Annotated in this window: 20 protein-coding genes; 7 read left to right on the top strand and 13 right to left on the bottom strand. The window is 69.5% G+C overall.

Features of this window, described 5'->3' with window-relative positions:
- Nucleotides 1-31 precede the first annotated feature (31 nt).
- From DEJ33_RS02890 to sufB, 3 genes are read right to left on the bottom strand one after another with little or no spacing between them, the layout of a single operon-like run.
- Entirely contained in the window at nt 32-358 is a 327-nt protein-coding gene (locus tag DEJ33_RS02890; protein ID WP_372377828.1) for a non-heme iron oxygenase ferredoxin subunit, read from the bottom strand.
- A complete protein-coding gene (gene sufD / locus DEJ33_RS02895; protein ID WP_111077193.1) occupies nt 358-1,641 on the bottom strand; it encodes a Fe-S cluster assembly protein SufD in 1,284 nt (427 codons plus the stop codon). The genes DEJ33_RS02890 and sufD overlap by 1 nt, the downstream gene beginning before the upstream one ends.
- Nucleotides 1,642-3,060: a Fe-S cluster assembly protein SufB gene (sufB, locus tag DEJ33_RS02900; protein WP_110902235.1), complete on the bottom strand. Its 1,419-nt coding sequence runs from the start codon at nt 3,058-3,060 to the stop codon at nt 1,642-1,644.
- A 250-nt stretch (nt 3,061-3,310) separates the two neighbouring features.
- Between sufB and DEJ33_RS02905 the strand changes: the two genes are divergently transcribed.
- Nucleotides 3,311-4,276: a heme A synthase gene (locus DEJ33_RS02905; RefSeq protein ID WP_111077194.1), complete on the top strand. Its 966-nt coding sequence runs from the start codon at nt 3,311-3,313 to the stop codon at nt 4,274-4,276.
- A 563-nt stretch (nt 4,277-4,839) separates the two neighbouring features.
- On the opposite strand, the gene DEJ33_RS02910 is transcribed toward DEJ33_RS02905, so the two are convergent.
- Nucleotides 4,840-5,769 carry a heme o synthase gene (locus DEJ33_RS02910; protein WP_181432805.1) on the bottom strand — a complete coding sequence of 310 codons (930 nt, stop codon included), beginning with the start codon at nt 5,767-5,769 and terminating at the stop codon, nt 4,840-4,842.
- A gap of 414 nt (nt 5,770-6,183) precedes the next feature.
- Between DEJ33_RS02910 and tkt the strand changes: the two genes are divergently transcribed.
- From tkt to pgl, 6 genes are all read left to right on the top strand, one after another.
- Nucleotides 6,184-8,280, top strand: a complete 2,097-nt coding sequence (tkt, locus tag DEJ33_RS02915; protein WP_111121043.1) for a transketolase — start codon at nt 6,184-6,186, stop codon at nt 8,278-8,280.
- Nucleotides 8,281-8,434: 154 nt separating this feature from the next.
- Nucleotides 8,435-9,547, top strand: a complete 1,113-nt coding sequence (gene tal / locus DEJ33_RS02920) for a transaldolase (RefSeq protein WP_110902231.1) — start codon at nt 8,435-8,437, stop codon at nt 9,545-9,547.
- Between the two features lie 2 nt (nt 9,548-9,549).
- The gene (locus DEJ33_RS02925) at nt 9,550-11,148 is read left to right on the top strand and encodes a glucose-6-phosphate isomerase (protein ID WP_111077197.1); all 1,599 of its coding nucleotides are present in this window, start codon (nt 9,550-9,552) and stop codon (nt 11,146-11,148) included.
- 19 nt (nt 11,149-11,167) lie between these two features.
- Nucleotides 11,168-12,706 (top strand): glucose-6-phosphate dehydrogenase, encoded by a 1,539-nt coding sequence (zwf, locus tag DEJ33_RS02930; protein ID WP_110902229.1) that lies wholly within the window; start codon nt 11,168-11,170, stop codon nt 12,704-12,706.
- Nucleotides 12,703-13,647 carry a glucose-6-phosphate dehydrogenase assembly protein OpcA gene (locus DEJ33_RS02935; protein WP_110902228.1) on the top strand — a complete coding sequence of 315 codons (945 nt, stop codon included), beginning with the start codon at nt 12,703-12,705 and terminating at the stop codon, nt 13,645-13,647. Before zwf ends, DEJ33_RS02935 begins: the two co-directional genes overlap by 4 nt.
- A 108-nt stretch (nt 13,648-13,755) precedes the next feature.
- On the top strand, nt 13,756-14,526 hold the full coding sequence (gene pgl, locus DEJ33_RS02940) for a 6-phosphogluconolactonase (protein WP_111077198.1): 771 nt from the start codon (nt 13,756-13,758) through the stop codon (nt 14,524-14,526).
- Nucleotides 14,527-14,679: 153 nt separating this feature from the next.
- On the opposite strand, the gene DEJ33_RS02945 is transcribed toward pgl, so the two are convergent.
- From DEJ33_RS02945 to uvrA, 9 genes are all read right to left on the bottom strand, one after another.
- Nucleotides 14,680-15,042 (bottom strand): RNA polymerase-binding protein RbpA, encoded by a 363-nt coding sequence (locus DEJ33_RS02945; RefSeq protein WP_110902226.1) that lies wholly within the window; start codon nt 15,040-15,042, stop codon nt 14,680-14,682.
- A gap of 1 nt (nt 15,043) precedes the next feature.
- Complete coding sequence (gene secG / locus DEJ33_RS02950; RefSeq protein WP_110825023.1) at nt 15,044-15,295, bottom strand: preprotein translocase subunit SecG; 252 nt, start codon at nt 15,293-15,295, stop codon at nt 15,044-15,046.
- 141 nt (nt 15,296-15,436) lie between these two features.
- Complete coding sequence (gene tpiA / locus DEJ33_RS02955) at nt 15,437-16,216, bottom strand: triose-phosphate isomerase (RefSeq protein ID WP_111077199.1); 780 nt, start codon at nt 16,214-16,216, stop codon at nt 15,437-15,439.
- Nucleotides 16,217-16,259: 43 nt separating this feature from the next.
- Nucleotides 16,260-17,477, bottom strand: coding sequence for a phosphoglycerate kinase (locus DEJ33_RS02960; RefSeq protein ID WP_111077200.1), 1,218 nt, complete (start codon nt 17,475-17,477; stop codon nt 16,260-16,262).
- Between the two features lie 4 nt (nt 17,478-17,481).
- Nucleotides 17,482-18,486, bottom strand: coding sequence for a type I glyceraldehyde-3-phosphate dehydrogenase (gene gap, locus DEJ33_RS02965; protein WP_110902224.1), 1,005 nt, complete (start codon nt 18,484-18,486; stop codon nt 17,482-17,484).
- Between the two features lie 237 nt (nt 18,487-18,723).
- Entirely contained in the window at nt 18,724-19,704 is a 981-nt protein-coding gene (gene whiA, locus DEJ33_RS02970; RefSeq protein WP_110902223.1) for a DNA-binding protein WhiA, read from the bottom strand.
- Nucleotides 19,705-19,782: 78 nt separating this feature from the next.
- Entirely contained in the window at nt 19,783-20,673 is an 891-nt protein-coding gene (gene rapZ, locus DEJ33_RS02975; RefSeq protein ID WP_111077201.1) for an RNase adapter RapZ, read from the bottom strand.
- 149 nt (nt 20,674-20,822) lie between these two features.
- Complete coding sequence (uvrC, locus tag DEJ33_RS02980) at nt 20,823-22,997, bottom strand: excinuclease ABC subunit UvrC (RefSeq protein WP_111077202.1); 2,175 nt, start codon at nt 22,995-22,997, stop codon at nt 20,823-20,825.
- Entirely contained in the window at nt 22,998-26,006 is a 3,009-nt protein-coding gene (gene uvrA, locus DEJ33_RS02985; RefSeq protein WP_258374531.1) for an excinuclease ABC subunit UvrA, read from the bottom strand. It abuts the gene before it with no gap.
- Between the last annotated feature and the right edge of the window lie 15 nt (nt 26,007-26,021).

A 26,021-nucleotide genomic window follows, 5' to 3' on the forward strand; every position in this document is an offset into this window, starting at 1 on the left:
CGTCAGCCGCGGGAAGAGTGAGGGATGACTGTCAGTCGACCGGGACCGGCTCGTGCACGTCGACGTAGACGTCGCCGTCACGGACCTCGACCCGGAAGACCGGCACCGGCTCGTACGCCGGGAAGTTCTTCGGCTTGCCGGTCGTCAGCGAGAACTGCGACCCGTGCGCCCAGCACTCCAGCGAGTCGCCCTCGACGAAGCCCTCGGACAGCGAGATGTCGCCGTGCGTGCAGGTGTCACCGATGGCGTGCACCGTGCCGGCCGAGTCCTTCACGATCGCGATCGCGGTGCCGTCGACGACCGCACGCATCGGGCTGTCCACCGCGATGTCGCTCTCGGCACAGACCTTCTCGGCCATCAGGCGTCGACCCCGGCGGCAGCAGCCTCGGCGACGGGCGCGGCGAGGACCGTCCGGCCCTCCATCAGCTCCTGCTCGACGGCAGCGATGAGACGCTCCTCGAGCTCGGGCGCACCGATCTTCTGGATCACCTCGACCAGGAAGCCCAGGACGACGAGACGACGTGCCTCTTCCTCCGGGATGCCGCGGGCCTGCAGGTAGAAGAGCTGCTCGTCGTCGAAACGACCGGTGGCGCTGGCGTGGCCGGCACCGGTGATGTCGCCCGTTTCGATCTCGAGGTTCGGGATGCTGTCGGCGCGCGTTCCGTCGGTCAGGACCAGGTTGCGGTTCTGCTCGTACGAGTCCGTGCCGGGAGCCGACCGTCCGATGAGGACGTCGCCGATCCACACCGTGTGCGCACCCTGGCCCTGCAGCGCGCCCTTGTAGTTGACCCGGCTGCGGGTGTTCGGCGCGTCGTGGTCGACGTAGACCTGCTGCTCGATGTACTGGCCGGCGTCGGCGAAGTAGACGCCGTACATCTCGACGTCGCCGCCCTGCGCACCGAGGTGCGTGGACGGGTTGACGCGGATGACGTCACCGCCGAGCGAGACCACGACGTGCTTGAGGAAGGCGTCGCGGCCGACCTCGGCGAAGTGCGTCGAGACGTGCACCGCGTCGTCTTCCCAGTCCTGGACCGTGACGACGGTGAGCCGTGCGCCGTCGCGGACGACGACCTCGACGTTCTCGCTGAGGAGCGCCGTGCCGCGGTTGTCGATGACGACGATGCCCTGCGCGTGCGGCTCGGCCGTGATGACCGTGTGCGCCGCCCGCGGCTGCGAGCCGAAGTCAGAGCGGGTCACCGTGATGAACTCGTGCTCGTCGGTGCCCTTCACGGTGATCGCCAGGACGGCGTCGCGCGCGCTCCATGCGGCCGCGGCCGCCCGGTCCTCCGGCAGGCCGGCGCCGCCGACGCGGGGGTCGTCGCTGCGACCCCACTCGACGTCGGCGCCCGCGGACTGGGTCGCGAGGAACGGGTACGCCGAGCCGTCCAGCGGGCCGTCGAGCAGCGGCTGGATCTTGGCGAGCGGGGCGAACTTCCAGTTGACCTCTCGGCCGGTGACGACGGGGAAGGCGTCGACGTCGCCCGAGCGGAACCGCTCGGAACGCGTCTGCACCGGCACCTTGGTGTCCCAGCCGCCGTCGGAGTGCGCCCGGGCGCCGTGCTGGTCCGTACCGCCCGACGAGAGCGTGCTCGCGGGCTCCGTCGGCTGGTCGATGTGGGGAGGAGGGGTGGTGCTGGACATCTAGCCGACGGATCCTTCCATGCTCATCTCGATGAGCTTGTTGAGTTCGAGTGCGTACTCCATCGGGAGCTCGCGGGCGATTGGCTCGATGAAACCGCGCACGATCATCGCCATGGCCTCGTCCTCGGCCATGCCGCGGGACATGAGGTAGAACAGCTGCTCCTCGCTGACACGGGAGACGGTGGCCTCGTGGCCGAGCTGCACGTCGTCGACACGGATGTCGATCGCCGGGTAGGTGTCGCTCCGCGAGACGGTGTCGACGAGCAGCGCGTCACAGCGGACCGTGTTGGCCGAGTGGTGTGCGCCCGGGTCGACCCGGACCTCGCCGCGGTACCCGGCACGACCGCCACCACGGGCGATCGACTTCGAGACGATCGACGACGTCGTGTACGGCGCCATGTGGATCATCTTCGCGCCGGCGTCCTGGTGCTGGCCGGGGCCGGCGAAGGCGACGGACAGGGTCTCGCCCTTGGCGTGCTCACCGGCGAGGTAGATGGACGGGTACTTCATCGTGACCTTGGACCCGATGTTGCCGTCGATCCACTCCATGGTCGCGCCCTCGTGGGCGATCGCACGCTTCGTGACGAGGTTGTAGACGTTGTTCGACCAGTTCTGGATCGTCGTGTAGCGAACGCGGGCGTTCTTCTTCACGATGATCTCGACGACGGCCGAGTGCAGGGAGTCCGACTTGTAGATCGGCGCGGTGCAGCCCTCGATGTAGTGGATGTACGAGTCTTCGTCCGCGATGATCAGCGTCCGCTCGAACTGGCCCATGTTCTCCGTGTTGATGCGGAAGTAGGCCTGCAGCGGGATCTCGACGTGGACGCCCTTCGGGACGTAGACGAACGAGCCGCCGGACCACACGGCCGTGTTCAGCGCAGCGAACTTGTTGTCGCCGGCCGGGATCACGGTGCCGAAGTACTCCTCGAACAGCTCCGGGTGCTCGCGCAGCGCCGTGTCGGTGTCCATGAAGATGACGCCCTGCTGCTCCAGGTCCTCGCGGATCTGGTGGTAGACGACCTCGGACTCGTACTGCGCGGCGACGCCGGCGACGAGGCGCTGACGCTCGGCCTCCGGGATGCCCAGGCGCTCGTACGTGGTGCGGATGTCCTCGGGGAGGTCCTCCCACGACTCGGCCTGCTTCTCCGTCGACTTCACGAAGTACTTGATGTTGTCGAAGTCGATGTCCGACAGGTCGGCGCCCCACGAGGGCATCGGCTTGCGGTCGAAGAGCTTCAGCGCCTTCAGCCGGTTGGCACGCATCCACTCGGGTTCACCCTTGCGGCCGGAGATGTCGGTGACGACCTCTTCCGACAGGCCACGGCGCGCAGAGGCGCCGGCCGCGTCGGAGTCGGCCCAGCCGAATTCGTACTGGCCGAGCCCTTCGAGTTCTGGACGGTCGATGAGCACGTCGGACATGGTCTCCTCGTTTCCTTCTCGCAACAGCGTCTCCGGTACAACCCGGTGGTGTCGGACACCATTCCACCGCGGGCCGCCGACACGGCGGTCCATGGTGTTGCTGCCTCGCAACGTCGATGCTTCCACGCAGTCGCGGGACCGATCGGCGATCACGGCTCATTCGGAGCCGGCGCCTGCCTAGACTTGACTGCTGCTGAACCCTCGAATCCTACAGGTCCAGGGCCCGGAACAACAGGAAGGCACCACCCTCGTGACTCGCGTCGGCCCCACCGTCGAGCAGGACGTCCGGACTCCGACCACCTGGTGGTCGCTCCCCCGCACCGTCGACCCGCGCGTCGTGGTCCTCGCCTGGGCGTCCTTCGTCGTCGAGGTCGTGCTCATCGGCACCGGTGGGCTGGTCCGCCTGACCGCCTCCGGCCTCGGCTGCCCCACCTGGCCGAAGTGCACCACCGACTCGCTCGTGTCCACGCCCGAGATGGGCATCCACGGCGTCATCGAGTTCGGCAACCGCCTCCTCACCTTCGTGCTGGTCGTCGTCGCGATCGCGATGTTCCTGGCGGTCGTCCGGATGCGGAAGACCCGGCCTGAGCTGTTCTGGTTGGCGTTCGCCCAGGGCGCGGCGATCCCCGTCCAGGCCGTCATCGGCGGCGTGTCGGTCATCTCCGGCCTCAACCCGTTCGTCGTCGGACTGCACTTCGTCGTCTCCGCCGTCCTGACGAGCATCACCGCCGCACTCGTGTACCGGTCGGTGAAAGGCCCGCGCGTCCGCGATCGCATCGTGCCCCGCTGGTACTCCGCCGTCGTCGGCGGCACCGTCGTCGCCGTCGCCGTCACCGTCCTGGTCGGCATCCTCACCACCGGCAGCGGTCCGCACGCCGGCGCGAGCGAGCGGGTGGACGGTGGCGCGGTGCACCGGACGGGCTTCGACACGCAGCTCATGGAGCACCTGCACGCGATCCCCGCCTACGCGACCTTCGCCCTGACGCTCGTGCTCGTCATCGGGGCGGTCCGCCTCCGCATCTCCAGCAGGAGCGCGTTGCTGTTGCTCGTCGTCGAGTTCGTCCAGATCGCGGTCGGGCTCACCCAGGCCCGCACCGGCCTCCCCGTCGGCCTGGTGGGCACCCACATGGTGCTCGCCGGCCTGCTCGTCGCGGCGGTGACCGCGGTGGTGCTCTCCACCCGCTCGAGTGCCGGTCGGGACGCCGTCCGGGCCTGACCCGGCTCGGCCCCACCGCGGCTGCGGGCCGGCCACCTCGTCACGGCAGCCGTCCGCGAGTGGCGATCCGTGCCTCCCGGACGGCCGCGGACCCGGTCCCGGCCCCGGACGCAACACGTCTGCGTGCACCTTCGGCCGAACGGTCGCTTCCGCGCAGGAGTCCGCCGGCACCGCGCCCCGCGCCCCGCACGCCGCTGCGCCGCTGCCGTCTGGCCCCGGGCGCGAAAGCGACAGATGAGCGCGGCCACGTTGCGGTGAACTGTCGCTTCCGCGCCCGAGTCGGAGTCGCGGGCCGGCCCGCGTCACCGCCACCCCCGGTCCCCGACCCGGACGCGGACCCGGACCGGGACCGGGACCCGGACCCCCCGGACCCGGACCCGGACCCGGACCCGGACCCGGACGCGACAGACTTGCGCGGGTATTCCGCCGCGAACTGTCGCTTTCGCGTCGGGGTCGGCAGCCGTGCCGCCAGCCTGCCGCCCGAGGCGCACGCCGCGCCCGCCCCCGAAACGACGACGGGCCCGACCTCCGAGGAGGCCGGGCCCGTGGTCACACCGGGTGGATCAGATCGTGAACGTGAACACCTGTGGGAGCAGCGGATCGATGCCGACCGCGATGAACAGCAGCGTCAGGTACGTGATCGAGCTGCGGAACACACGCATCGGGTGGACCTGCTCCATGTGCTGGATCGCCCGGTTGTAGAGCAGGTGCGACTCGACGACGAACCAGATGCCGCCGGCGAGTGCGACCACCGTGTACAGCGGGCCCATGTTCGCGACCGGGACGAGGAGCAGCGAGCAGACCAGGGTCGCCCAGGCGTAGAGCACGACCTGCAGCCCGACGACGGTCCGCCCGCGCACGACGGCCAGCATCGGCACGTCGGCGGCGTCGTAGTCGTCGCGGTACTTCATCGACAGCGGCCAGTAGTGCGGCGGCGTCCAGAGGAAGATCACCATGAAGAGGATGACCGGCGCCCAGGTCAACGAGCCGGTGACGGCCGCCCACCCGATGAGGACCGGCATGCACCCCGCAGAGCCGCCCCAGACGATGTTCTGCGGGGTCCGGCGCTTGAGCCAGAGCGTGTAGACGAACACGTAGATGAGGATCGCGGCGACGCTCAACGCAGCCGCCAGCCAGTTCACGAAGACGACGAGGACCGCGGTCGACACGATGCCGAGGATCCACGAGAACACCAGCGCTTCGCGGTCCGAGAGCTCACCGGTGACCAGCGGACGTGTGCTCGTGCGCTTCATCAGGCGGTCGATGTCGCGGTCGATGTAACAGTTGAACGCGGACGCCGACCCGGCCGACATCGCGCCGCCGAGCATCGTCCAGAACACGAGCCACAGGTCGGGCACGCCACGCTCGGCGAGGAACATCGTGGGCGCGGTGGTGACGAGCAGGAGCTCCATCACGCGCGGCTTGGTGAGCGAGACGTACGCCCGGACCTTGCGGGACAGCATCGACCGACGAACGGTGTCTGGCCTGGTCACGGTGGCACTCGGCAAGGGAACCTCAGTCTGTTTCGCTGCAGCTCGCACGCTCGGGAGGACGTCACCGTCGGCGTCCGGGCGCGCGTGTCCGCGGAATGGTCGCGGATCACGATCAGTTTACGCGATCGAGGGCGCCACGACGATGTCCGGCAGCATCGCCGCGGGTCCGGGACACGCCCGGACGGTGACCGGCCACCGAACGGCCACCGAGGCCCGCCGGTCACCTGGGCACCTTCTGAGTGCCGGTTCACTATGCTGGAGAGGCCCTCCCGCAGCGTGCCCCGAAGACGTCGGCCGCGATCGAGCCGGTCGGCCGCCGGCAACGGCGCCGCGACGGAGCCCCGGGTGGGCACCATGTCCGTGCGATGGCACGAGCCCTCGCACATGTCGCATCAATGAAGGGTCAACATCCAAGTGGCTGAATTCACCTGGGACGCCATCGACCGGAAGGCCGTCGACACGGCCCGCGTCCTCGCCGCCGACTCTGTCGAGGCGGCCGGCAACGGTCACCCCGGCACCGCGATGAGCCTCGCGCCGCTGGCTCACCTCCTCTTCCAGAAGGTGATGCGTCGCGACCCGAGCGACTCCACGTGGATCGGCCGCGACCGCTTCATCCTGTCGGCGGGTCACGCATCGATCCTGCAGTACGTGCAGTTCTACCTGCACGGGTACGGCCTCGAGCTCGACGACCTCCAGCACCTCCGCAAGTGGGGCTCCAAGACGCCGGGTCACCCGGAGTACGGCCACACCGACGGTGTCGAGATCACCACCGGACCGCTCGGCCAGGGCCTCGCGTCCGCGGTCGGCTTCGCCTACGCGCAGCGCTTCGAGCGCGGTCTGTTCGACCCGGAGACCCCGGCCGGTCAGTCGCCGTTCGACCACTACACCTACGTGATCGCCGGCGACGGTGACATGCAGGAAGGCGTCACGAACGAGGCCGGTTCGCTCGCAGGTCGCCAGCAGCTCGGCAACCTCATCGCCTTCTACGATTCGAACCAGATCTCGATCGAGGACGACACCGACATCGCGTTCTCCGAGGACGTCCACGCCCGCTACGAGGCGCTCGGCTGGCACGTCCAGGTCGTCGACTGGAAGAAGACCGGCGAGTACCACGAGGACGCCGAAGCACTCTTCGCCGCCGTCGAGGCCGCCAAGCAGGTCCACGACAAGCCGTCGCTGATCGTCATCAAGACGATCATCGGCTGGCCGTCGCCCACCAAGCAGAACTCCGGCAAGATCCACGGCTCGGCCCTCGGTGCCGACGAGCTCAAGGGCCTGAAGGAGGTCCTCGGCTTCGACACCGAGAAGACCTTCGACGTCGACCCCGAGGTCCTCGACTACACCCGTGGCGCGATCGCCAAGGGCCAGGCCGAGCACGCCGAGTGGCAGAAGACCTTCGACGCGTGGGCCGCGGCCAACGCCGACAAGAAGGCACTGTTCGACCGGGTGCAGGCGAAGCAGCTGCCCGAGGGCCTCGAAGCCGCCCTCCCGGTGTTCAGCACCGAGAAGGCCGTCTCGACCCGCGCCGCCTCCGGCAAGGTCATCAACGCCATCGCGCCGCTGATGCCCGAGTTCTGGGGTGGCTCCGCCGACCTCGCCGAGTCGAACCTCACCACGATCGAGGACGGCAAGTCCTTCGGTCCGGCCGAGGCCTCGACGAAGACCTGGACGACGGACCCGTTCGGCCGCGTGCTGCACTTCGGCATCCGTGAGCACGCCATGGGCTCGATCCTGAACGGCATCGTCCTGCACGGCAACACCCGCCCCTTCGGCGGCACCTTCCTGATCTTCAGCGACTACATGCGTCCGGCAGTCCGTCTCGCCGCCCTCATGAAGGCGCCCGCGATCTACGTCTGGACGCACGACTCCATCGCCCTCGGCGAGGACGGCCCCACGCACCAGCCGATCGAGCAGATCACTGCCCTCCGTGCGATCCCGGGTCTCGACGTCGTCCGCCCCGCGGACGCCAACGAGGTCGCGTACGCCTGGCTCGAGATGCTCAAGCACCAGGACCGCCCGGCCGGCATCGCGCTCAGCCGCCAGAACCTGCCCGTCTTCGAGCGTGGCGACGGTGACGCCTCGGGCGAGGTCTTCGCCTCGGCGAAGAACGTCGCCAAGGGTGCGTACATCCTCGCCGAAGCGCCGAACGGCACTCCGGACGTCATCCTCATCGGCACCGGCTCCGAGGTCCAGATCGCGGTCGACGCCCGTGAGCAGCTGAAGAGCGAGGGCATCAACGCCCGCGTCGTGTCCGCCCCGTCGCTCGAGTGGTTCTTCGAGCAGGACGAGGCGTACCGCGAGTCGGTCCTGCCGAAGGCCGTCAAGGCCCGTGTCTCGGTCGAGGCCGGGATCGCGATGAGCTGGCGCGACATCGTCGGCGACGCCGGCCGCAGCGTGTCGATCGAGCACTTCGGTGCCTCGGCCGACTACCAGAAGCTGTTCGAGGAGTTCGGCTTCACCACCGAGCACGTCATCTCGGCTGCCAAGGAATCGATCGCAGCAGCGTCCTGACCCACCGGGCCGGGTCCGGACATCCGGGCCCGGCCCTTCCGCACGGGAGGCCCGTAGCGGTCCCGCCACGTCCCTCCCGTGCCGGGGGCTCGACCCCCGCACAGACCACGGCTCCCCGGAGCCGACGAACGAAAACGAAGCAGAGAAGAAGCGAATGACTGACACCACCCCCACCGAAGCCCTCTCCGCCGTCGGCGTGAGCATCTGGCTCGACGACCTGTCCCGTGAGCTGCTGGAGACCGGCCGTCTCGAGAACCTCATCGCGGACCGCAACGTCGTCGGCGTGACCACGAACCCGACGATCTTCGCCTCGGCCCTCGCCAAGGGCGAGCGCTACGACGCGCAGGTCAAGGAGCTCGCCGCTGCGGGCACCGACGTCACGAACGCGATCTTCGAGATCACCACGCGCGACGTCGCCGACGCGTCCGACATCTTCGCCCCGATCTACGCCTCGTCCAACGGCTTCGACGGCCGCGTCTCCATCGAGGTCGAGCCGGGTCTCGCGCACGACACCGCGAAGACCATCGAGCAGGCGAAGTTCCTGTTCGACAAGGTCGGCAAGGAGAACGTCCTCATCAAGATCCCGGCGACCGTCGACGGGCTCGAGGCCATCACCGAGGTCATCGGCGCCGGCATCTCGGTCAACGTCACCCTGATCTTCTCGCTCGAGCGCTACCGCGCCGTCATCGACGCCTACCTCGGTGGCCTCGAGAAGGCCAAGGCCGCCGGCCACGACCTCTCGAAGATCCACTCGGTCGCGTCGTTCTTCGTCTCGCGCGTCGACTCCGAGATCGACAAGCGTCTCGACGCCGTCGGCTCGGACGAGGCGACCGCGCTCAAGTCGAAGGCCGGCATCGCCAACGCGCAGCTCGCCTACCAGGTGTGGACCCAGGCGTTCGCGACCGAGCGTGCCCTCGGCCTCCTCGAGTCCGGCGCGAACACGCAGCGCCCGCTCTGGGCCTCGACCGGTGTCAAGGACCCGTCGCTGCCCGACACCCTCTACGTGACCGAGCTCGCGGCCCCGAACACCGTCAACACGATGCCGGGCAAGACCCTCGAGGCCACGTTCGACCACGGTCAGATCCACGGCGACGCCATCGCCGGGACCTTCGACGACGCGAACCAGGTCATGGACCAGCTCGCCGCTGTCGGCATCGACTACGACGACGTCGTCGACCTCCTCGAGAAGGAGGCCGTCGAGAAGTTCAACGTCTCGTGGGGCGAGCTCGTCGACACCGTCAAGACGGCCCTCGAGAACGCCAAGTAAGAGTGACCGTCTCCATCGCCGCCAGCGGTGACGCGGCGCGGGCCATCGACACGGTGGTCCCGCGCCTCGTCACCGATCTGGTGGCGTCCGGGATCACGGCACAGGACGCCGCACTGTGGGGTCCTGCAGCCGAAGCCGAGGCGTCGAACCGCCTCGGCTGGGTCGAGGCCGTCTCGGTCTCGCGTCCGCTCGTCGCCGAGGTCGTGGCACTCCGCGACCAGCTGCACGAGCAGGGCGTCGACCGGGTGGTCCTCGCGGGCATGGGCGGATCGTCGCTCGCGCCGGAGGTCATCGCCCGGACCTCCGGCGTGCCACTGGTGGTGCTCGACTCCACCGATCCCGCGCAGGTCCGGGCTGCGCTCACCGACCTCGAGCGCACCGTGCTCGTCGTGTCGTCGAAGTCAGGCTCCACGCTCGAGACCGACTCGCAGCGCCGGGTGTTCGAGCAGGCGTTCGAGGACGCCGGCATCGACCCCGCCGGGCGCATCGTCGTCGTGACGGACCCGGGCTCCGCGCTCGAGTACGCCGCACAGCAGGCCGGGTACCGCGTCTTCACCGCCGACCCGACCGTCGGCGGCCGCTACTCCGCACTGACCGCCTTCGGACTGGTCCCGGCCGGACTGGCCGGAGCCGACATCGCGGAGCTCCTCGACGAGGCCGACGCCATCAGCGTGCTGCTGGCCGTCGACACCGACGAGAACCCCGGCCTCGTGCTGGGCGCGGTCCTCGGCGGGACCGCTCCGCTGCGCGACAAGATCGCCATCGTCGCGGACGGCACCCACATCCTCGGCTTCGGTGACTGGATCGAACAGCTCATCGCCGAGTCGACCGGCAAGGACGGAAGGGGGCTGCTCCCCGTCGTCCTCGACGTCGACGCCCCCGAGCTCGGCGCGGGTCTGCCCGACCTCCAGGTCGTGCGGCTCGTCGGGTCCCGCGAGGACGAGCGCCACGTCGCCGACGGCGAGCTGGAGATCACCGGCACGCTCGGTGGTCAGTTCCTCGTCTGGGAGTACGCGGTCGCGGTCGCCGGGCGGCTGCTCGGCATCAACCCCTTCGACCAGCCCGACGTGGAGGCCGCCAAGGTCGCCGCCCGCACGCTGCTCGACGGTCCTGCGTCACCGGATGTCACGCCGGCCTTCGAGGAGCACGGCATCGCCGTGTCCGCGACGGGTGGAGTCGACGTCGGGACGACGCTCACCCAGGCCGTGTCGGGCCTCCTGGCCGGTCTCGGCGCCGACGGCTACGTGGCCGTCCACGCCTACGTGGACCGCGCCGCCGGTGCCGGCCTGGTGTCGCTCCGCGACCAGCTGGCCGCTCGCACCGGCCGGCCCGTCACCTTCGGCTTCGGGCCCCGGTTCCTGCACTCCACGGGCCAGTACCACAAGGGCGGCCCCGCGAACGGCGTGTTCCTGCAGATCGTCTCCGACGAGCAGGACGACCTCGCTGTCCCCGGCCGCCCGTTCACGTTCGGTCGGCTCATCCGAGCCCAGGCAGCCGGTGACGCGAGTGTCCTCGCCGAGCACGGCCGCCCGGTGCTGACCCTGTCGACGCGGGACGTCCCCGCGGCGGTGGCGGTCATCGCGGCTGCACTCACCACCTGATTCAAAGGAGTTCACCGACATGTCACCGGTGGCGATCACCCCGGAGCACAATCCGCTCCGGTTGCCCGCGGACCGTCGACTGAACCGGATCGCGGGTCCCAGCACCCTCATCATCTTCGGGGTGACGGGAGACCTCTCCCGGAAGAAGCTGATGCCCGCGGTCTACGACCTCGCGAACCGGGGGCTCCTGCCCCCGGGATTCGCGCTGGTCGGGTTCGCTCGGCGCGACTGGGAGGACCAGGACTTCTCCCAACTCGTCCACGATGCCGTCAAGGAGCACTCGCGGACCCCGTTCGACGAGGACGTCTGGCGTCAGCTCGAACAGGGCATCCGCTTCGTCCAGGGATCGTTCGACGACCCGGAGGCGTTCCGGCTGCTCAAGGAGACCGTCGACACGCTCGACGCCGAACGTGGGACGCTCGGCAACCACGCCTTCTACCTCTCCATCCCGCCGAAGATGTTCCCCGTGGTCACGGAGCAGCTCAAGGTCTCGGGCCTCACCGAGAAGCGCGACGGCTCCTGGAGCCGCGTCGTGGTCGAGAAGCCGTTCGGCTCCGACCTCCGCACCGCGCGCGAGCTGAACGCCATCGTCGAGAGCGTCTTCGCTCCCGACGACGTGTTCCGCATCGACCACTACCTCGGCAAGGAGACCGTCCAGAACCTCCTGACGCTGCGGTTCGCGAACCAGATGTACGAACCCATCTGGAACTCGAACTACGTCGACCACGTGCAGATCACGATGGCCGAGGACATCGGCGTCGCTGGACGAGCCGCGTACTACGACGGCATCGGCGCGGCGCGCGACGTCATCCAGAACCACCTCCTGCAGCTCCTCGCCCTCACGGCGATGGAGGAGCCCGTCTCGTTCAAGGCCGGACACCTCCGTGCCGAGAAGGAGAAGGTGCTCTCCGCGGTCCGCCTGCCCGAGGACCTGTCCACGGCGACCAGCCGCGGGCAGTACGCCGGTGGGTGGCAGGGCGGCGAGAAGGTGCTCGGGTTCCTCGAGGAAGCGGGCATGAACCCCGAGTCCACGACCGAGACCTTCGCGGCCATCCGTCTCGACATCGCGACCCGCCGCTGGCAGGGCGTCCCGTTCTACCTGCGTGCCGGCAAACGACTCGGTCGTCGGGTGACCGAGATCGCGATCGTGTTCAAGCGCGTGCCCGAGGACGTCTTCGGCATCGAGCAGTCCCCGCTCGGCCAGAACGCCCTCGTGATCCGCGTGCAGCCGGACGAGGGCGTCACGCTCCGCTTCGGTTCGAAGGTCCCCGGCGTCGGGACGCAGGTCCGCGACGTGACGATGGACTTCGGCTACGGCCACGCGTTCACCGAGGCCTCCCCCGAGGCCTACGAACGGCTCATCCTCGACGTGCTCCTCGGTGACCCGCCGCTGTTCCCGCGGCACCAGGAGGTCGAGTTGTCCTGGAAGATCCTCGACCCGATCGAGGAGTTCTGGCGGACTCAGGGCCAGCCCGAACAGTACCGTCCCGGCACCTGGGGCCCGGCTTCGGCCGACGAGCTCCTGGCCCGCGACGGTCGGACCTGGAGGCGTCCATGAAGATCGACCTGCCGAACACCACGGTCTCGAAGATCCAGAAGACCCTGGTGCACATCCGCGAAGAGGGCGGCGCCGTCGCCCTGGGCCGCGTCCTCACCCTCATCGTCTCGACCGCCCTCGGTCGCGAGGAAGAGGCGATCGAGGCCGCGAACCAGGCGTCCCGCGAGCACCCGATGCGCGTCGTCATCGTGTCGAAGAACGAAGGAGACGTCGCGTCCCCCGGCCGGCTCGACGCGCAGATCCGCGTGGGTAGCGACGCCGGAGCCAGCGAGGTCATCGTCCTCCGTGCCTACGGCGAGACCGCGGCGGACGAGGAGAGCCTGGTCACCGGGCTGCTGCTGCCCGACGCGCCCGTCGTGGCCTGGTGGCCGGAAGCCGCGCCAGAGAAGCCCTCGGCGTCCCCGCTCGGCCGGATCGCCCAGCGTCGCATCACGGACGCAGCCGCTCAGAAGGACCCGAACGCGGCGATCATGGCGCTGGCCGACTCCTACGCACCGGGTGACACCGACTTCGCGTGGACCCGCCTGACCCTCTGGCGGAACCAGCTCGCCGCCGCGCTCGACCAGCCGCCGTTCGAGCCGATCACCGCGGTGGAGGTCTCGGGCGCGTTCGACAGCCCGTCGACCGTCCTGCTCGCGGCCTGGCTCGGACTGCAGCTCAAGGTACCGGTGGAGGTCACCACCTCGCCGCGTGCGACCGGTTCGAGCGGCATCCACGGCGTCAAGCTGATCCGCGAGTCCGGGACCATCGAACTCGAGCGGTCCCTGGTCGACGTGGCGACGCTGTCGATGCCCGGTCAGCCGACGCACGACCTGTCCCTGCCCCGCCGGAACCTCCGCGACTGCCTGGCCGAGGAACTCCGTAGACTCGACCCGGACGTCCTCTTCGGAGACGTCGTCAAGCACGGGGTGGCCAAGCTCCGCGAACGCATCGCGGGCTGAACCACCACGGTCCGGCCGTCCGTCCTCCCCCACCCGCCCGGTGGACGGTCGGACGGCCGGCCGGACCGACCCGCGGGCACACCGACCGCACACGAACACAGGAGTCACGTGACCAACGAACGGCGGGTGCTCGTGCACCCCGACAAGCAGGCCCTCGGCGCCTCCGTCGCCGCACGCTTCATCACGAAGATCATCGACGTCCTCGACGAGCAGGGGCGGGCCGACATCGCGATCAGCGGGGGCTCCGTCTCCACCCTCGTCCTGGCTGCGATCGGTCAGTCGCAGGCGAAGCAGAGCGTCGACTGGTCGAAGGTCCACGTCTGGTGGGTCGACGAGCGCTGGGTGCCGGAGGGGGACGCGGACCGCAACATCACCGGCACGCAGACCGACTTCCTGGACCACGTGAGCATCCCGGCGGAGAACATCCACCCGATGGCTCCGTCGGACTCCGGCATCAGCATCGACGAAGCCGCCGAGCAGTACGAGCGCGAACTCCTCGCTGCTGCCCCCGACTCCGCCGAGACGCCCCGGTTCGACATCACGCTGCTCGGCGTCGGACCGGACGGCCACACCGCATCGCTGTTCCCGGAGTTCCCGCAGCTGCGCATCACCGACCGTAAGGTCGTCCCGGTCGACGACTCCCCCAAGCCGCCGGCACAGCGCCTGACGCTCACCTACCCGGTGATCAACGCCTCGCAGCGCGTCTGGGTCATCCTGTCCGGAGCCGAGAAGGCATCGGTCCTCGGGCTGGCACTCGCGGGCGCTTCTGTCGACGAGGTCCCCGTCGGCGGCGTGCAGGGTCGGAAGCGCACGGTCTTCTTCGTCGACCAGGACGCCGCACGCGACGTCCCGGAGAACCTCATCGCGTCGACGTACTGACGCACGCGGCGCGTGACGCGCCTGCACACGGACGGGAGGCCCGGTACCAGCTGGTACCGGGCCTCCCGTCCGTTGTCCGCTCCCGCTCGGGCGCGGTGAGACGGAGAAGGCCCCCGCACCGATGGGTGCGGGGGCCTTCTCCGTACCGGTGGTCTACTTGGCCGCGGTCCCGCGGCGCTGGCGCAGCTGCTGGAGCGCGTCCTCGAGGAGCTGCGCGGCCTCTTCCTCGGTGCGGCGCTCCTTCACGTACGCGAGGTGCGTCTTGTACGGCTCGGTCTTCGCGACCTGCGGCGGGTTCTCCTTGTCGCGACCGGCCGGCAGACCCGTGGACGGCGAGTCGACCGTCTCCGGGATCTCGTCGTCGGGCAGGTTCGCGGCGAAGTACCGGACGACCTCGTTGCCCATCGCGTCCCAGTAGGAGATGGCCACACGCTCGGCCTGGACCCCGCGGTCCTGCTCGCCCATCGGGCCCGCGCCGACGCGCGATCCGCGGATTGCGCTTCCTCCGGATGCCATGTCAGCTCCCTGCTGTGAACTTGTTGATGAGACCGAGCACGATGATGCTGGAGATCCAGAGGAGTCCGAGGATCACCGTGATGCGGTTCAGGTTGCGCTCGGCGACGCCAGATGCCCCGAGGTTGCTCGTCACACCACCGCCGAACATGTCGGAGAGACCGCCACCGCGGCCCTTGTGCAGGAGGATGAGGAGCGTGAGCAGGAGGCTCGTGATCGCGAGCAGGACCTGCAGCACGACGGAGAGTATCGCCACGACGTACCTTTCGTGTCAGTCAGCCATCCGAGTATACCGGTCACGCGGAGCGCGGTCGGGACCCGGACGGGCTGGGCGGTTCGGGAGGGGCACAGCACGAGGCGCGACGGGCGGTGCCCGTCGCGCCTCGGCGGTGCTGGTCTAGAGACCGACGTGCTGCTGGAACCGCGCGATCGCGGCGAACTCCTGCACGTCGAGGGACGCGCCGCCGACGAGGGCGCCGTCGACGTCGGGCTCGCGGAGGAAGCCGGCGATGTTGCCCGACTTGACCGAACCGCCGTACAGCACCCGCGTGTCGGCAGCGGCCTGGTCACCCCAGGCGGCGGCGATCCCGCGGCGCAACGCTGCACATTCGTCCTGCGCCTGCTCTGCGGTCGCTGCCTGGCCGGAGCCGATGGCCCACACCGGTTCGTACGCGACGACGATCTCGGACGGCTGCACGGAGCCGAGGACGACCTGGAGCTGCTCGACCGGCACGACGCCGGCCCCGCGCTGCTCCCGCTGCTCGCCGGTTTCGCCGACGCAGACGACCGGCACGAGACCGTGCTTCACGGCAGCGGCCGTCTTGGCAGCGACGACCTCGTCCGTCTCACCGTGCATGGTGCGACGTTCGGAGTGCCCGACGATGACGTACTTCGCGTCGAGTGCCGCGAGGAAGGCGCCCGAGACGTCACCGGTGTACGCACCCGAGTCGTACTGCGAGAGGTCCTGGGCACCGAACGCCAGCGGCAGCTTGTCCGCCGAGATCAGCGTCTGCACGCTTCGCAGGTCGGTGAACGGCGGGAACACCGCGACCTCGACGTCCGCGTGGTCGTGGCGCGCGTCCTTCAGGGTCCACGCGAGCTTCTGGACGGTCGCGATGGCCTGGAGATGATCGAGGTTCATCTTCCAGTTGCCCGCGATCAAGGGGGTGCGGTTCATGCTGCGTCCTCCCGAGCGTTCCCGGCGATCAGCGGCGTGCAGCTCATGCGGACCAGCCCAGTGCTTCGAGACCCGGCAGCGACTTGCCCTCGAGGAACTCGAGGCTCGCTCCACCACCGGTGGAGATGTGGCCGAACTGGTCGTCCGTGAACCCGAGCGCCCGGACCGCGGCGGCGGAGTCGCCACCGCCGACCACGCCGAGACCGTCGACCTCGGTCAGCGCCTGGGCGACCGTCTTCGTGCCTGCGGCGAAGGCCGGGAACTCGAACACGCCCATCGGGCCGTTCCAGAAGACCGTCTTCGACGCGGAGACCGCTGCCGCGAACCGCTCCGCCGTCTCCGGTCCGATGTCCAGGCCGATGCCGTCCGTGCCGAACGACGACGACTCGATGGCGTCCGCGGCGACCGTCACGTGCTCGGCGTCCGCGGCGAACCCGGAGGCCACCACGACGTCGGTCGGCAGGTCGATGGTCACGCCGAGCTCGGTCGCCCGCGAGAGGTACTCGCGGACCGTGTCGAGCTGGTCCTGCTCGAGCAGCGACTTCGCCACGCCGTGGCCCTGGGCCGCGAGGAAGGTGAAGAGCATCCCGCCACCGATGCAGATCGTGTCGACCCGAGGCAGGAGGTGGTCGATGACACCGAGCTTGTCGCTGACCTTCGAACCACCGAGCACGACGGTGTACGGCCGCTCCGGGTCCTTCGTCAGCCGCTCGAGCACGGTCAGTTCCTGCTCGATGAGCTGACCGGCAGCGCTGGGGAGCGCCGATGCCAGCTCGTAGACGGAGGCCTGCTTGCGGTGCACGACACCGAAGCCGTCGGAGACGAAGGCGTCCCCGAGTGCAGCGATGCGCTCCGCGAAGGCGGTCCGCTCGGCGGCGTCCTTCGAGGTCTCCTCCGGGTTGAAGCGGAGGTTCTCGAGCAGCAGGACGTCACCGTCCTCGAGGGCCTCGGCAGCCGCGGTCGCGTCGTCGCCGACCGTCTCGTCGACGAAGGCGACCGGCTTGCCGAGCAGCTCGGACAGGCGCTGGGCGACGGGCGCGAGAGAGTACTCGGGCTTCCGTTCGCCGTCGGGCCGACCGAGGTGGGACACCACGACCACGCGCGCACCGGCGGCGATCAGGGTGTTCAGGGTGGTGAGCGACGCCCGCACGCGGCCGTCGTCCGTGATCGTGCCGTCCTTGAGCGGGACGTTCAGGTCACAGCGGACGACGACACGCTTGCCGGCGAGGTCGCCGAGGTCCTCGAGGGTGCGGAGAGCCATCAGGTCAGAGCTTCTCGCCCACGAACTCGGTCAGGTCGACCAGGCGGTTCGAGTAGCCCCACTCGTTGTCGTACCACGAGGTGATCTTGACGAGGTTGCCCATGACCTTGGTCAGGCCGGAGTCGTAGATCGAGGAGTGCGGGTCCGTGGTGATGTCGGTCGACACCAGCGGGTCCTCGCTGTAGAGCAGGATGCCCTTCAGCGGACCCTCGGCGGCGGCCTTGTACGCGGCGTTGATCTCGTCGACGGTGACGTCGGCCTTGGTCTCGAGCGTGAGGTCCGTGATCGATCCGGTCGGGACCGGGACGCGGAGCGCGAAGCCGTCGAGCTTGCCGGCGAGCTCCGGCAGGACCAGGCCGATGGCCTTCGCTGCACCGGTGGAGGTCGGGACGATGTTCAGCGCCGCCGCACGGGCACGACGCGGGTCCTTGTGCGGGCCGTCCTGCAGGTTCTGGTCCGCGGTGTACGCGTGCACGGTGGTCATGAGACCACGCTCGATGCCGAACGCGTCGTGGAACACCTTGGCGAGCGGCGCGAGGCTGTTCGTGGTGCACGAGGCGTTCGAGATGATGTGGTGGTTCGCGGCGTCGTAGGTGTCCTCGTTCACGCCGAGGACGATCGTGACGTCGTCACCGGTCGCCGGAGCGGAGATGATGACCTTCTTGGCACCGGCGTCGATGTGCTTCTGCGCATCGGCGGCCTTCGTGAAGAAGCCGGTCGACTCGATGACGATGTCGACACCCAGCTCGCCCCAGGGCAGGTTGGCGGGGTCGCGCTCGGCGAGGACCTTGATGGCCTTGCCGTCGACGACGATGTTGTCGCCGTCGAGCTCGACGGAGACGCCGAGCTTGCCGGTGATCGAGTCGTACTTGAGCAGGTTCGCGAGGGACGCGTTGTCGGTGAGGTCGTTCACCGCCACGATCTCGAGGTCGCTGCCCTTGGCCAGAGCGGCGCGGAAGAAGTTACGGCCGATCCGGCCGAAGCCGTTGATGCCGATCTTGACGGTCAATGGATCTCCTGTTGGGTGTGGAGCGCCTCGGGAGACGCTGCTTTTTCGGAGTGTGGAGGCGTCGTCGTGGACGACGGCCGACCCACGCACGGGACGATGGGCCCCGTGACGTCGCCGTACCGACCCTAGCAGTCGGACCCCCGCGGACCGCCTGCATGACGCCGTCCTGGGGACGGGTCGGGTGCGGCGGCCACGGGGGTCCGACGGTGGGTCAGATGACTGCCCGGCGGGCTGCGGTCAGGCGCCCTCGAGCTCTTCCGGGACGCTCGCCTCGGTGCCCGGGATGCCGAGGTCGCTGGCACGCTTGTCAGCCATCGCGAGCAGTCGGCGGATGCGCCCGGCGATGGCGTCCTTCGTCATGGGCGGGTCCGCGTGCTGGCCGAGCTCGTCGAGCGAGGCGTCGCGGTGTTCGAGGCGCAGGGCGCCCGCGTACTGCAGGTGGTCGGGCACCTCGTCGCCGAGGATCTCCAACGCGCGCTCGACCCGGGCGCACGCGGCCACGGCGGCCTGCGCAGAACGGCGGAGGTTCGCGTCGTCGAAGTTGACCAGGCGGTTGGCGGTGGCCCGGACCTCCCGGCGCTGGCGCATCTCCTCCCAGTCGGCGGTGGTGCGGGCGGCGCCCATGGCCGTGAGCATCTGCCCGATCGCCTCGCCGTCACGGATCACGACGCGGTGCACCCCGCGGACCTCACGGCCCTTCGCGGCGATCCCGAGGCGGGAGGCTGCACCGACGAGCGCCATCGCGGCCTCGTTGCCCGGGCAGGTGACCTCGAGCGCCGCGGCACGGCCCGGGTCGGTCAGGGTGCCGGAGGCCAGGAACGCTCCGCGCCAGATGGCGGCGAGGTCCTCGCGGTTGCCGGTGGTCAGTCGGTTCGGGAGGCCCCGCACCGGACGACGACGGGCGTCCATCAGGCCGGTCTGGCGGGCGAGCGTCTCGCCGGCCTCGAGCACACGCACCAGGTAGCGGGTGCCGCGACGTGACGACGCGGTCGAGCCGACGGAGGCCTCACTGCGGACGCCGTAGAGCTCGGCCAGGTCCTTGCGGACCCGGTGCACGATGATCCGGGTGTCGAGCTCGACCTCGACCGCGATGCGGCCGGAGATGACGTGCAGGCCCCCGGCGAAGCGCAGGACGGTCGCGAGTTCGGCGGCGCGGACCGTGTTCCGGTTGACGACGACCCTGGCCAGCTCGTCCTTCACCTCGGCAGTCAACGGCACGGCATCATTCCTTACGTTCTTCGGGGTGGGGTTCTGCGGTCCCGGGGCGCACACGTGTGGAGGCGGCCGGTGGGACGGTCACTCCCGGCCGAGATCTCGGTTCTTCACACGCACGGCGACGTTGGGCATCCCGCGGAGGAGGCTCGCCAACTCGGCGACGATGGCGACCGAACGGTGCTTGCCGCCGGTACAGCCGATGGCGATCGTAGCGTGTCTTTTGTTCTCGCGCTGGTACCCCTCGAACACGGGCTCGAGGACGGAGGCGTAGCGGTCGACGAACGGACGGGCTCCGGACTGTTCCATGACGTAGTCGGAGACGGGCTTGTCGAGCCCCGTGTGCGGGCGCAGTTCCGGCACCCAGTAGGGGTTCGGGATGAAGCGCACGTCGGCCACCATGTCGGCGTCGGCGGGCAGGCCGTACTTGAACCCGAAGCTCATCAGCGTCACCTGGACACCGACGAACCGGTCCTCGGCGAACTTCTCGGTCACCGAGTTCGCGAGTTGGTGGATGTTCAGGTCGGACGTGTCGATGATCAGGTCGGATGCTTCGCGGAGGCCGAGCAACCGGGTGCGCTCCCGTGCGATGCCGTCGAGCAGCGTGTCCTCGCCCTGCAGCGGGTGCGGCCGGCGCACCTGCTCGAAGCGCCGTACCAGCACCTGGTCGGTGGCCTCGAGGAACAGCACCCGGACGCGGGCGCTCGTGCTCTCGCGGAGCGACTGCACGGCACGCTCGGGGTCGGTGAAGAACCGGCCGCCGCGGACGTCGACGACGGTGGCGATCTTCGGGATCGACTCCCCCGCGCGGTCCGCCAGGTCGGTGAGCGGCCCGAGCATCTGCGTCGGCAGGTTGTCGACGACGTACCAGCCGAGGTCCTCCAGCGCCTTGCCGACCGTCGACCGCCCCGCGCCGGACATGCCCGTCACGATGAGGACGTCGTGCTGTTGCTGCGAGGTGGTGGTGTCGGTCATCTGCGAAGGGGCTCCATCGTGGTGTGGCCGGGCGGGTCGCCCGGCGTCGCCGTGCGCGTGCGCTCGGCAGGGGTCGGCCCGCGGACCCTCGGGCTGCACGCCCCGGGTCCGCGTCCAGGCTACCGTCCGGCCGGGAGGCCCGTGCCGGGTCACACAGGCCGGTGCGGACCGTCTGCAGTCGGCTCGGGGACACGCACCGGGCCTGCTGGCGCCAGAGCGCTGACGGGCTCGGTCGGCTCGGGTGCGCTGCTCGGTCCAGGTGCACTGGTCGGTCCAGGTGCACTGCTCGGTTCAGGTGCACTGCTCGGTCCAGGCGCGCTGCTCGGCTCGGGCGCGCTGGCCGACTCCGGCGCGCTGGTCGGCACCGTCGTGAGCTTCCGCACCACCGCGGCCGCGGTCGCCGGTCCGACGCCCGGGACCTCGGCGACCTCCTCCGGCGTCGCCTGCCGGAGCCGGGCGACGGACCCGAAGTGCTTGAGCAGCGCCGAGACGCGGTTCGGTCCGAGCCCGGGGATCTCGGACAGCTGCGAGCGGACGTCACGCTTCCGACGGGTGCGCTGGTGCGTGATCGCGAACCGGTGTGCCTCGTCGCGGAGGCGCTGGATGAGGAAGAGCGCCTCGGAGTTGCGCGGCAGGATCACCGGGAAGTCGTCGTCCGGCAGCCAGAGCTCCTCGAGGCGCTTCGCGATCCCGACCAGGGCGATGTCCCGGACCCCGGCCTCGTCGAGCGCACGCTTCGCCGCCGCCACCTGGGGCTGCCCGCCGTCCACGACGAGCAGCTGCGGCCGGTACGCGAACCGCTTCGAGGGCTTCGACCCCTCGACCACGCCGTCCCCCGTCACGTCCGGGACGTCGGGTACCGCCGCGTCCTCGTCGAGCCGCGCCAGGCGCCGTGTGAGCACCTGGTACATGCTGTCGGTGTCGTCGGTGGTCTCGGCGATCGTGTACCGGCGGTACTGGTCCTTGCGGGGCAGGCCGTCCTCGAACACGACCATCGAGGCGACGACGTTCGTGCCCTGCAGGTGCGAGATGTCGTAGCACTCCATCCGCAGTGGTGCCTCGGTCATGCCGAGGGCCTCCTGGATGTCGGCCAGGGCCGCCGCCCGCGTCGTGTAGTCGGCCGAGCGCTTGGTCTTGTAGAGCATCAGCGCCTGCTGGGCGTTCTGCGACGCCGTGCGGGCCAGTCCCGCCCGGTCACCGCGCTGCGCCGTGCTGAGCTTCGTGCCACGACCCCCACGGCGGTCGCTCAGCCACTGCTGCAGCGCGTCGGCGTCGTCCGGCAGCACCGGCACGACGACCTCTCGTGGCGGGCCGTCGTTCGCGACGCCCGGGGTGGGGTCTGCGCTCGCCTGCGTGAGCAGGGCACCGTCGGCACCGGTCGAGAGCCCGTCGTCGGCGTACACGCCCTGCACGATCTGCTCGACGAGGTCGCCGGTGCTGATGTCGAGCTCCTTGTCGACCACCCAGCCGCGCACACCCCGGATGCGGCCACCTCGGACCGAGAACAGCTGCACGGCGGCGGCCAGTTCGTCCTCGGCGATGCCGAAGAGGTCGAGGTCGACCGAGTCCTTGAGCACCACGGCGGACTTCTCGAGGACCGCTTCGAGCGCCTCGACCTGGTCACGGAAGCGCGCGGCCTGCTCGTACTGCATGGCGTCCGCCGACGCGGCCATCCGCTGCCGGAGCTGCGTGATGACGCGGCGGTCGTAGCTGCCCATGAAGCGGACGAACTCCTCGACGAGCGCGCGGTGCTCCTCGATGGTCACGCGCTGGGAGCACGGTCCGCCGCACTTGCCGATCTGCCCCGGGAAGCAGGGCTTGCCGGTCTGCATGGCCCGCTTGTACGAGGACTCCGAGCACGTGCGGATCGGGAAGACCTTGATCATCAGGTCGATCGTGTCGTGCACCGCCCAGATCTTCGGGTACGGCCCGAAGTACTTGGCGCCCTTGATCTTGCGGTTCCGGGTCACCATCACGCGGGGCGCCTCGTCCGCCATCGTGATCGCCATGTACGGGTACGACTTGTCATCCCGGAACTTGACGTTGAACGGCGGATCGAACTCCTTGATCCACGTGTACTCGAGCTGCAGCGCCTCGATCTCGGATCCGACGGTGGTCCACTCGACGCTCTTGGCCGTCAGGACCATCCGCCGGGTGCGCTCGTGCAGGGTCGGCAGCGGCGCGAAGTAGTTGCTCAGGCGGGCGCGGAGGTTCTTCGCCTTGCCGACGTAGAGCACCCGACCGTTGCCGTCGCGCCATCGGTAGACGCCCGGGTCGGTCGGGATCTCACCCGCCTTCGGCCGCCAGGGGACGGTGTCGGCCACCTAGCGAGCACCTGCCTTCTGTGCACCTGCTCGACGCGCGCCGACCGACCGCTCCTTGCCCACACGGGCGTCCTGCGCCTCGAGGATCTCGCGGAGGAAGACACCGGTGTGGCTCTCCGGGACGTCGGCGACGTGCTCCGGGGTGCCGGTCGCGAGGACCGTGCCACCGCCCGAACCGCCTTCGGGACCCATGTCGATGAGCCAATCGGCGGACTTGATGACGTCGAGGTTGTGCTCGATCGTGATGACGGTGTTGCCTTTGTCGACCAGCGACTGCAGTACGAGCAGCAGCTTCCGGACGTCCTCGAAGTGCAGACCCGTGGTCGGCTCGTCGAGCACGTACACGGTGCGGCCGTTCGAGCGACGCTGCAGCTCGGTCGCGAGCTTGACGCGCTGCGCCTCGCCACCCGACAGGGTCGTCGCGCTCTGGCCGAGTCGGACATAGCCGAGGCCGACGTCGACCAGGGTCGCCATGTACCGGTGGATCGCGGAGATCGGCTCGAAGAACTCGGCCGCTTCGCTGATCGGCATGTCCAGGACCTCGGAGATGCTCTTGCCCTTGTAGTGGACCTGCAGCGTCTCGCGGTTGTACCGGGCACCGCCACAGACCTCGCACGCGACGTAGACGTCGGGCAGGAAGTTCATCTCGATCTTGATCGTGCCGTCGCCGGAGCAGTTCTCGCAGCGCCCGCCCTTGACGTTGAAGCTGAAGCGACCGGGCTGGTAACCGCGGGTCTTGGCCTCCTGCGTCTCGGCGAAGAGCTGACGGATCCGGTCGAAGACGCCGGTGTACGTCGCCGGGTTCGAGCGCGGGGTGCGGCCGATGGGTGCCTGGTCGACGTGCACGACCTTGTCGAGCTGGTCGAGGCCCTTCACGCGCGTGTGCTTGCCGGCGATGTGCCGGGCGCCGTTGAGCTGGTTGGCGAGCACCTTGTAGAGGATGTCGTTCACCAGCGTCGACTTGCCCGAGCCGCTGACGCCGGTGACCGCCGTGAACACCCCGAGCGGGAAGTCGACGTCCACGTCCTTGAGGTTGTTCGCCCGGGCGCCCTGCACGCTGATGACCCGCTTGCGGTTCACCGTGCGGCGCTCAGACGGCATCTCGATCGAGCGCCGACCCGCCAGGTAGTCGCCGGTGATCGACTCGCGGTTCTCGATCATGTCGGCGTACGAGCCGGAGTGCACGACGTTGCCGCCGTTGACGCCTGCTCCCGGTCCGATGTCGACGACCCAGTCGGCGGTGCGGATGGTGTCCTCGTCGTGCTCGACGACGATCAGTGTGTTGCCCAGCTCCTTGAGCTTGACCAGGGTGTCGATCAGGCGGCGGTTGTCGCGCTGGTGCAGGCCGATGCTCGGCTCGTCGAGCACGTAGAGGACGCCGGTCAGGCCGGAACCGATCTGCGTCGCCAGACGGATGCGCTGCGCCTCGCCGCCGGAGAGCCCGCCTGCTCCGCGCGCGAGCGTCAGGTAGTTGAGGCCGACCTCGAGCAGGAACTCGAGACGCGCCCGGATCTCCCGCAGGACGGCCGCGGCGATGTGCGCCTCGCGATCGGTGAGGGCGATGTCCGCCATGAACGCGTAGGCCTGGTCCAGGGCCATGCTCGTGACGTCGGCGATGCTGCGACCGTCGACGGTCACGCCGAGCACCTCGGGCTTCAGGCGGGTGCCGTCGCACACCGGGCAGGGCACCTCGCGCAGGTAGCCCTGGAAGCGCTGGCGCTGCGAGTCGGTCTCGGCCTCGGCGAACTTCCGCTCGATGTAGGGCATGACACCCTCGAACCCACTCGTGTACCGCATCTCGCGGCCGAAGCGGTTCCGCCAGGACACCGAGACCTCGAAGTCCTTGCCCGTCAGGATGGCCGCCTGCACCGACGACGGCAGCTGGCTCCACGGGGTGTCCATGCGGAACCCGAGCTCCTTGCCCAGACCGGCGAGCAGCTTCTCGAAGTACGAGTACAGGCCGCTGGTGCCGGTCCAGGGCAGCAGCACGCCGTCCTTCAGCGAGGCTTCGGGGTCGCCGAGCACCAGGTCCGGGTCGACGGACATCCGGGTACCGAGGCCCGAGCACTCCGGGCAGGCGCCGAACGGGGCGTTGAACGAGAAGGTCCGCGGCTCGATCTCGGTCAGGGCCAGCGGGTGGTTGTTCGGGCACGACAGGTTCTCGGAGTAGGTCCGGACGGCGCCGGGCCCCTCGTGGTCCACGAGGTCGATCGCCACGGTGCCGTTCGTCAGGCGCAGGGCGGTCTCGAGCGAGTCGGTCAGGCGTCCGAGGATGTCGTCGCTGGCCACCAGGCGGTCGACGATGACGGAGATGTCGTGCTTGACCTGCTTCTTCAGCGTCGGCGGGCTGCTCAGCTGGATCCGCTCGCCGTCGACGATGGCGCGCGAGTAGCCGGAGGCCGCGAGCTCCTGGAAGAGGTCGACGAACTCGCCCTTCTTCTTCGACACGATCGGCGCGAGGACCTGGAAACGGGTGCCGCTCTCCTGCGTCATCAGCTGGTCGGCGATCTGCTGCACGCTCTGCTTGCTGATCACTTCACCGCAGACGGGGCAGTGCGGGATGCCGATGCGCGCCCAGAGCAGCCGCATGTAGTCGTAGACCTCGGTGATGGTGCCCACCGTGGAACGCGGGTTGCGGTTCGTCGACTTCTGGTCGATCGACACCGCCGGCGACAGGCCCTCGATGAAGTCGACGTCGGGGCGGTCGACCTGGCCGAGGAACTGACGCGCGTACGCCGACAGGGACTCGACGTAACGCCGCTGGCCCTCGGCGAAGATCGTGTCGAACGCCAGCGAGGACTTCCCCGAGCCGGACAGCCCGGTGAACACGACGAGCGAGTCGCGTGGGATCTCGAGGTCGACGTCCCGGAGGTTGTGCACACGCGCACCACGGACGCTGAGCGTCGACGTGTCGTGCGGGGCCGTCCCGCCGGGCAGGTGCAGGTCCGACGGCTCGTCGAAGTCGTCCGGGCCGGACGTGGCGGTTCCGCGGTCAGAGGTGATGGTCATCGCAGACGATTCTAC

Source organism: Curtobacterium sp. MCPF17_047, assembly GCF_003234045.1.
Classification (GTDB): Bacteria; Actinomycetota; Actinomycetes; order Actinomycetales; family Microbacteriaceae; genus Curtobacterium.

Coding starts and splice junctions, on each gene's coding strand:
- tal (WP_110902231.1), top strand. CDS start 8,435: ATGACTGACACCACCCCCACCGAAGCCCTCTCCGCCGTCGGCGTGAGC.
- DEJ33_RS02935 (WP_110902228.1), top strand. CDS start 12,703: ATGAAGATCGACCTGCCGAACACCACGGTCTCGAAGATCCAGAAGACC.
- sufB (WP_110902235.1), bottom strand. CDS start 3,060: ATGTCCGACGTGCTCATCGACCGTCCAGAACTCGAAGGGCTCGGCCAG.
- DEJ33_RS02960 (WP_111077200.1), bottom strand. CDS start 17,477: ATGGCTCTCCGCACCCTCGAGGACCTCGGCGACCTCGCCGGCAAGCGT.
- rapZ (WP_111077201.1), bottom strand. CDS start 20,673: ATGACCGACACCACCACCTCGCAGCAACAGCACGACGTCCTCATCGTG.
- zwf (WP_110902229.1), top strand. CDS start 11,168: ATGTCACCGGTGGCGATCACCCCGGAGCACAATCCGCTCCGGTTGCCC.
- DEJ33_RS02945 (WP_110902226.1), bottom strand. CDS start 15,042: ATGGCATCCGGAGGAAGCGCAATCCGCGGATCGCGCGTCGGCGCGGGC.
- DEJ33_RS02890 (WP_372377828.1), bottom strand. CDS start 358: ATGGCCGAGAAGGTCTGTGCCGAGAGCGACATCGCGGTGGACAGCCCG.
- tpiA (WP_111077199.1), bottom strand. CDS start 16,216: ATGAACCGCACCCCCTTGATCGCGGGCAACTGGAAGATGAACCTCGAT.
- sufD (WP_111077193.1), bottom strand. CDS start 1,641: ATGTCCAGCACCACCCCTCCTCCCCACATCGACCAGCCGACGGAGCCC.
- uvrA (WP_258374531.1), bottom strand. CDS start 26,006: ATGACCATCACCTCTGACCGCGGAACCGCCACGTCCGGCCCGGACGAC.